At 58.9% G+C, this 7,116-nt stretch carries 5 protein-coding genes; 4 read left to right on the forward strand and 1 reads right to left on the reverse strand.

Annotated features, from left to right (window positions below; translation table 11 throughout):
* Nucleotides 1–68 precede the first annotated feature (68 nt).
* Nucleotides 69–1,370 carry an aspartate aminotransferase family protein gene (locus LRH25_RS32050; RefSeq protein ID WP_141287981.1) on the reverse strand — a complete coding sequence of 434 codons (1,302 nt, stop codon included), beginning with the start codon at nucleotides 1,368–1,370 and terminating at the stop codon, nucleotides 69–71.
* Nucleotides 1,371–1,497: 127 nt separating this feature from the next.
* On the opposite strand from LRH25_RS32050, the gene LRH25_RS32055 reads away from it, so the two are divergent.
* The 4 genes from LRH25_RS32055 to LRH25_RS32070 all read left to right on the forward strand — a co-directional run bounded on the left by LRH25_RS32055 (nucleotide 1,498) and on the right by LRH25_RS32070 (nucleotide 6,420).
* Nucleotides 1,498–2,355 carry a LysR substrate-binding domain-containing protein gene (locus tag LRH25_RS32055; protein WP_141287982.1) on the forward strand — a complete coding sequence of 286 codons (858 nt, stop codon included), beginning with the start codon at nucleotides 1,498–1,500 and terminating at the stop codon, nucleotides 2,353–2,355.
* A 288-nt stretch (nucleotides 2,356–2,643) separates the two neighbouring features.
* Nucleotides 2,644–4,428, forward strand: coding sequence for an NACHT domain-containing protein (locus LRH25_RS32060; protein ID WP_141287983.1), 1,785 nt, complete (start codon nucleotides 2,644–2,646; stop codon nucleotides 4,426–4,428).
* 262 nt (nucleotides 4,429–4,690) lie between these two features.
* Complete coding sequence (locus LRH25_RS33240) at nucleotides 4,691–5,314, forward strand: DUF4145 domain-containing protein (RefSeq protein WP_141287984.1); 624 nt, start codon at nucleotides 4,691–4,693, stop codon at nucleotides 5,312–5,314.
* An 89-nt stretch (nucleotides 5,315–5,403) separates the two neighbouring features.
* Nucleotides 5,404–6,420 (forward strand): IS110 family RNA-guided transposase, encoded by a 1,017-nt coding sequence (locus LRH25_RS32070; RefSeq protein ID WP_141287985.1) that lies wholly within the window; start codon nucleotides 5,404–5,406, stop codon nucleotides 6,418–6,420.
* Nucleotides 6,421–7,116: the final 696 nt, after the last annotated feature.

Raw genomic sequence — 7,116 nt, forward strand, 5'->3', positions numbered from 1 at the left:
GCTAGCACCGGCCCTGCGCCACCACCATCATCCAGGCAGAGGATGCCGCGAGGTCCCTGGACGATTGTTCACGCCACTTTCTGCATCGCCTGCCGCAGCAGCGACAGGCCCAGGTCCAGCTCCTCGTCGCTGACGGTGAGTGGCGGGGCGATGCGGAACACGCCGCCCATGCCAGGCAGCTGCACGATGTTCATGCTCAGGCCCAGCCGCATGCATTCGCGCGTGATGGCCGAGCCCAGCTCCGGCGCGGCCTCCTTGCCGGCCCTGTCCTTCACTACCTCCAGGCCCAGCAGCAGGCCGCGGCCGCGCACGTCGCCAATGCAGGCGAACTCTTCCTGCAGCGCGCGCAGGCCGCGCTCCAGCCGCTGGCCGGCCAGCCTGGCGCGCTCCACCAGCCCGTCCCGCTCGACCACCTCCAGCACCTTCAGGCCGACCGCGGCAGGCAGCGGGTCGGAGACGTGTGTCGTGTAGAACAGGAAGCCGCGCGCGTGGCAGGTCTCTTCGATCTCGTCCGACGTGAGCACGGCGGCCAGCGGCAGGCCGGCGCCCAGGGTCTTGGAGAGGGTCAGGATGTCGGGTGAGACGCCGTCGCGGTTGCAGGCGAACATCAGCCCGGTGCGGCCCACGCCGGTCTGCGCCTCGTCCAGGATCAGCAGCATGCCGCGCTCGCTGCACTTCTGCTTCAGCGCGGCCAAGTAGCCCAGCGGCAGGTCGAGGATGCCGCCGGAGCTGAGGATGGGCTCGGCGATGAAGGCGGCCAGGTTGCCGCTGGACTGGCGGTCGATCAGGTCGAAGGCGTAGTCCAGCTCGGCCTGCCAGTCGAACCGGCCGTGGCGCTCGAAGCGCGGCCGGTAGGGGTAGGGCGCGGGAATGGCAAACGAGCCCACCGCCGCCGGCCCGTAGCCCTTGCGGCCGGCGCTGTAGGTGGCCGAGGCGGCGCCCCCGGTCATGCCGTGCCAGGACTGGGCGAAGCTCACCACCTCGAACTTGCCGGTGTAGAGCTTGGCCAGCTTGAGGGCTGCTTCGTTGGCCTCGGCGCCGGTGCTCAGCAGCATCGAGCGGGTAAGGCCTTTCGGTGCAATCTCGGCCAGGCGCGTGGCCAGGTCCACCACCGGGCGGCTCAGCATGCCGCTGAACAGGTGGTCCAGGTTTCGAGCGTGTTCGGCCACCACCGCAGCCACCTCCGGGTGGCCGTGGCCCAGCAGCGCGCTCATCTGGCCTGAGGTGAAGTCCAGGATGGCGCGGCCGTCGGCGTCGTAGACAAAGCTGCCTTGCGCCCGCTCGATGATCATCGGCTCGAAGCTGCCGCCGTAGCGGATCAGGTGCTGGCGGGCGTGCTGCCAGAAGGCGGGGTCGTCATTGCGGGACATGGGCGCTCCTGTGGGTGGCTTGATTCGCGCCCAGCTTACGAAAGGCAAGGGGTCAAGGAAAGCTGATATTTATGAAACCAGCTATCAGGTGGCTTGATGGCAAGATGGGCGGCCGGAGACCCGATGCATGACCCGCCACCTCGACATCGACCTGCTGCGCACCTTCGTGGCCATTGCCGAGACCCACACGCTGGGTCGTGCGGGAGGTCGGGTTGGCCGCACGCAGGCCGCCGTCAGCATGCAGGTCAAGAAGCTGGAGGCCATGCTGAACCAGCCGCTGCTCAACCGCACCGGCCGCGGCGTGCAACTCACGCTGCATGGCGAGCGCCTGCTGGCCCATGCCCGCACCATCCTGCGCCACCACGACGCCGCGGTGGCCGACATCTCCGGCGCCGGCCTCTCCGGCACGCTGCGCTTCGGCTGCCCGGACGACTACGCCACCGCCTTCCTGCCCCACATCCTGCGCAGCTTCGCCGGCCGTCATCCACAGGTCTTCGTGGAAGTGCTGTGCGCCCCCACGCCCCGCCTGCGCGAACGCCTCAAGCGCCACGAACTGGACCTGGCGCTGGTCTCCACCGCGCAGGAAGACAACACCACGCCCGTGGTGCGCCGCGAGCCGCTGGTGTGGGTGGGCAAGCACGACGACGACGCCGTGCTGCGCGAACCGCTGCAACTCGCCCTGTCCGACCCCGACACGCTGGATCACCGCGCCGCCTGCGAAGGCCTGGACGCCATCGGCCGCGCCTACCGCGTCGCCTACGCCAGCGGCAGCATCTCCGGCCTGCTGGCGGTGGTGCGCTCAGGCCAGGCGATCGCTGTGCTGACCCAGGCCGCGGTCCCGCCGGACCTGCAGGTGCTGCCCACCGGCAAACTGCTACCCCGTTTGCCCGACGTCGGCTTGGCCGTCGCCTTCGACCTGCGAAGACCGCCGCCGCTGGCGGTGGAGTTTGCGGAGCACTTGCAGCGGCAGTTGCCGGCGTTGTAGGTGGCTAGTTGCATCGCATGCATGCGGTAGCGGCAATGCCGCTGGGTGCAGGTTCATCCTACAGGTAGATGTTGACGAGACGGCTTCGTCTGCTCCAATGCTGGTGGTCTGCTTGCCAAGCAGGTTTGGTGTTGACTGACACGGGCCGTGCACTCTGGCTCGATGCCCGCAAAATCAAACTATAAAGAAAATTTGCGGCACAGGATGTTATGAAGACAGCGGCAGATGCTACGGAGCGGGGCTGTTACCCTATAAGCAGGCTAGGTTTTCTTATCATAAATCAACGCCATGCTTGAACTTCTTTCCAACAAAATTCTTGAGGAAGCAGCGAAATTCGCTGTTGATCTACTTGGTGATCGGGTGAAGGCGATTAACTCCGATTTGCAACATAAGGGCGCCCCGGCTACTGCACGCCTCGACACTTCGCCTGTCAAAATCAGAGATCATCTACAAAAGCATGTGCAGTTCATAAAAAAATGGTCTACCCATAGCAACTTTTTTGATCAGCTTCACAAGAAGAACGTCAGTGACATATATGTCGATCTAAAAACTTATCTAATTCCGGTTCGAGCGCAAATATCAATCGAAGAGCGAAACAACATAGCAGATGCGCTTCCCGCCCTTCGCGCGTGCGACGATCACTGCATTCTCCTCGGTCAGCCGGGCGCTGGGAAAACAACTTCAATCCAGAAGATTTGTCTTGACTTTTTCAGAAGCGACAAGGTACTAGGAAGAAATGATCTCCCAATAGTTATTCGCCTTCGAGATATAGGTCAGTCTCGCTCGAAATTCCCCCTATCTGATCACATTTGTCAAATTCTTGGCCTTGAAATCCGACTATATCCAGTTGATGCGATGGGGAAGTTGGCCAATGAAATTCCAAATTTCAGATTCGAAATTGTGAGTCGTCATCTGGATCTCCTTAATGCATGCCTGTTGCTCGATGGGTTGGACGAAGTTCCGGATGAAAGTACAAGGTCAAGCATTGTAGCGGAGGTAAGACGATTTAGTTCGCTTCAAAATAAATCGAGAATAATTCTTACCTGTCGCGCGGGTGAGTTTAAGTATGAAATTGAAGGCGCAAAGAAGTTTGAAATAGCGCCACTATCGGAGGAGCAGATCGAAAGCTTTGCAGAGCGCTGGCTCGGCGACGCATCGCTTGCAAAGGAGTTCATTCGGCAGGTCCGCACATCTCCGTACTCCGACACGGCAATTCGTCCTTTGACAATGGCCCATCTCTGTGCAATTTACGAACGACTGGGTCGAATACCGAATGAACCAAGAAGCGTCTACCGCAAAGTGGTAGCGCTCTTACTAGAAGATTGGGATGAGCAACGTTCTGTCCAAAGAGTGAGCCACTATTCTCAATTTTCTGTTGACCGAAAACGTGATTTCTTGTCCGCAATGGCGTTTCAATTGACGACGCTCGAAAGGCAATCGCGCTTCGATGTTTTTACGCTGGAGAGAATCTATCTTCGGCTTTGTGATCGATATTCACTTCCAAGAGAACAGTCGCGACTTGTGGCGCAGGAGTTGGAGTCTCACACGGGGCTGTTAATTCAAAGTGGACATGCTCATTACGAGTTTGCCCATAAGTCGCTTCAAGAGTTTTTAACCGCAGAATATCTGGTCAGACTTCCGTCCGTGAAGTCCGTTCGAGCTTATTTCTCACTTTTGGCGGCGGAACTCGCGATAGCTGTGACTCTATCCTCTGATCCTGCCGAGTATCTGGCCGATCTAGCTCTCAGGCATTTTGATATGTCCAAGGGAAATGCTGCCTTCTTTAGGGTCTTCATTGATCGATTGGAAACTGAGCGGCCGGAGTTTTCTGTAAGCGAGCAAGCAGTAGTAGGGGCGGCCGCTATAATTACTCATTTTCTCGAGGATGCGCGCCTAATAAATCTGTTGAGACCAATATTTGGCATTGCGGCCGGCAAGTTTATCAATCACTACTATACAATAGCGGTAGACAAAGGTCAAAGTATCAGATTTCTTGGTCCAAAAAGGGACCTATTCCAAGATCTTCCACAATACCTTCAGGTGCCAAAAGAGCTTGTTCCGAATTTCTCATGAATGCGCCTGGCCCGCTGTGTAACAGCGTTCGTATACGAGGCTCTTCGGTGGGATGGGCCGACGAAGCGGCTGATGCAAGAGTCTGATGCACGTCTAGGTCAACTAATGTATCGATGCACTAGCGCGCAGGGCATTTACACTGCTCCGCAGCTTCAGGATGTTGCAATCGACTGTTTCAAGCAGCGTCTTTCGGGATGCTTGCGCGGTCACCGAATATAGGTGAAGTTTCTTCCCATTTGTTAAGTGTCTGAGGAGATATTAGGTGCTAGTCAAATTGAAGCAATTCTCAGTTGGTGGCAACCGACCGCTATCTCTGCGCTGCCCCGCTTGCAGGAAGACTGGCACGTTCCAGACCATCGAGAACGTTCATGATCTTCGTACTGGAGACATCTTTCTCGGCCAGCGCTTCTGTCCCGATCCAAGCTGCAGAGCTCAGGTGTTCTGTGTTTATGACTTACAGAGCAACGTAGTCAAGAGCTACCCGCCACAGCGGATTGATTTCGATTCCAAAGCGATTCCTGCGACGATTGTCAAAACATTCGAAGAGGCGTTGTCTTGCCAAGCTGAAGGTATGCACGTCGCTGCGGCGATCATGATTCGCCGCACACTGGAGGAGCTATGTCAAGACAAAGGTGCAACTGGCGCGAACCTAAAGGCTCGAGTTAACACACTCCAATCTTCCGTTGTGCTTCCGCAAGGGCTCCTGGCAGCAATGGATGACCTTCGTCTTCTTGGTAATGATGCGGCACACATCGAGGCGCAGACTTACGATGCAATTGGGCAGGACGAGCTAGAGGTTGCAATCGAGCTCACCAAAGAAATTCTTAAAGCTGTGTACCAGCTAGATGATCTCCTCGGGCGCCTTCGAGCTCTCAAGAAGACTTGATAAACATCTAGCCCAAGGCGTCGGCCTCCGTTCACGGGCCTATCGTTTGGATTGCGATTCAACCGATGGTGCCCACGAAGGAGACCGACATGGAACTGTATGCGGGGATTGACTTGCACTCCAACAACAGCGTCGTGAGCGTGCTCGACGAGCAGGACCGCGTGGGGTTTGCCAAGCGCCTGCCCAACGAGCTGGCGGCGATCATCGTGGCGCTGCGGTCGTGCCCGAGCACGCCCGTGGGCGTGGAGGTGGAGTCCACCTACAACTGGTACTGGCTGGTCGATGGCCTGCAGGACGCCGGGTTTGTGGTTCACCTCGTCAACACAGCCGCCGTCAAGCAGTACGAAGGCCTCAAGCACAGCGGCGACTTCAGCGATGCGCGTCACCTGGCGCATCTGATGCGCTTGGGGATCCTGCCCACTGGCTATATCTATCCACGAGAGCAGCGCGCCGTGCGCGATCTGCTGCGCAAGCGCAGCCAACTCGTTCGCCAGCGCAGCACGCAGATCCTGAGCATGGGCAACCTGGTCGCACGCAATCTGGGCACCCACGCTGGCGGCAACGAGATCAAGCGCTGGACGTCTGAGCACATTGACGCGATGCCGCTGCTGGACGAACAAAAGCAGGCCTTGAAGGCCAACCTGGCGGTCATGCGCTGCCTGGACGATCAGGTCGATGCACTGGAGCGCAGCATCCTGGCCAAGGCCAAGCTGCGCGAGGACTACCAGGCGCTCAAGACGGTCAGCGGCATCGGCCAGGTGCTGGCCCTGACCATCGCGCTGGAGACCGGCGATGTCGGACGCTTCGACAGCCCGGGCAACTTCGCCTCGTACGCGCGCACGGTCGACAGCCGGCGCGAATCGAACGGCAAGAAGAAAGGCGAAGGCAATGCCAAGTGCGGCAACAAACACCTAGCCTGGGCCTTCATCGAAGCAGCGCACTTCGCGGTGCGCTACGACGCGGCAATCAAGCGCTGGTACCAGAAGAAGTGCAGCAGCAGCCTGTCGGTGGTGGCCATCAAGGCGGTGGCGCACAAGCTGGCGCGGGCCTGCTACCACGTCATGAAAGACGGCAAGCCCTTCGACGTGTCGAGGGCCTTCGGATAAGGCGTTCGCTTGTTCAATGAGACGGCGCTGGCAGTGTCGCTTTGGGGTTGGCACAACCATGAGACTTGATTGCACGCCAGCGCCGATCCCACCCAGACATGAGAGTTCGTTGCGCCCGTACCGTGAACCACAAGGGGTTGGATCGCACCCGTGCGAAGCCACAGACCTGTGCGGCCGGCTGGACCGGCTGCGTGGATTGGACGCGGTGGGGAACGGAGGGTTTTCTGGGGCTGCGAACGCAGCCAGGGGCCAGTCGCCGCAAAGCGCCTGAGCCTTGATCCTGATGGGTGACTGGTGCGCAGCGGCGCAACCAATCTTCGAGAACCAAGTGTGCAGTGACCTCAACGGCTGGGAATGCAGGCTTTGGATGGAAAAATGCGGGGACGGCCGCAGAAATCTGCTCGTCCCTATTGACGGAGGCGGCTAATGGGTGACACTCCTGTCGTTTCGCCGAATTGGCTGCGAGTTGCTTGGCCAGCTTCCGCCTACAGTGCTTGGTCACTTCAGTTGTCTGAGTCTTCGATCGCGACTACTGAACCGTCCCAGCATTCGAGGAGCCTCCACCTCCTAAGAAGTCGGCCCTGAAAATCTCCCAAGTCGTTGTCCTGAAACGACTTTGGGGTGATATCCGATGGTCAGATCTCCCGAGAATCAATCCAATGGAGATCGGTTTCTGGGAGTTCTGGAGTTCCCACC

It is taken from the genome of Ideonella azotifigens (genome assembly GCF_021043325.1).
Taxonomy (GTDB): domain Bacteria; phylum Pseudomonadota; class Gammaproteobacteria; order Burkholderiales; family Burkholderiaceae_C; genus Ideonella; species Ideonella azotifigens.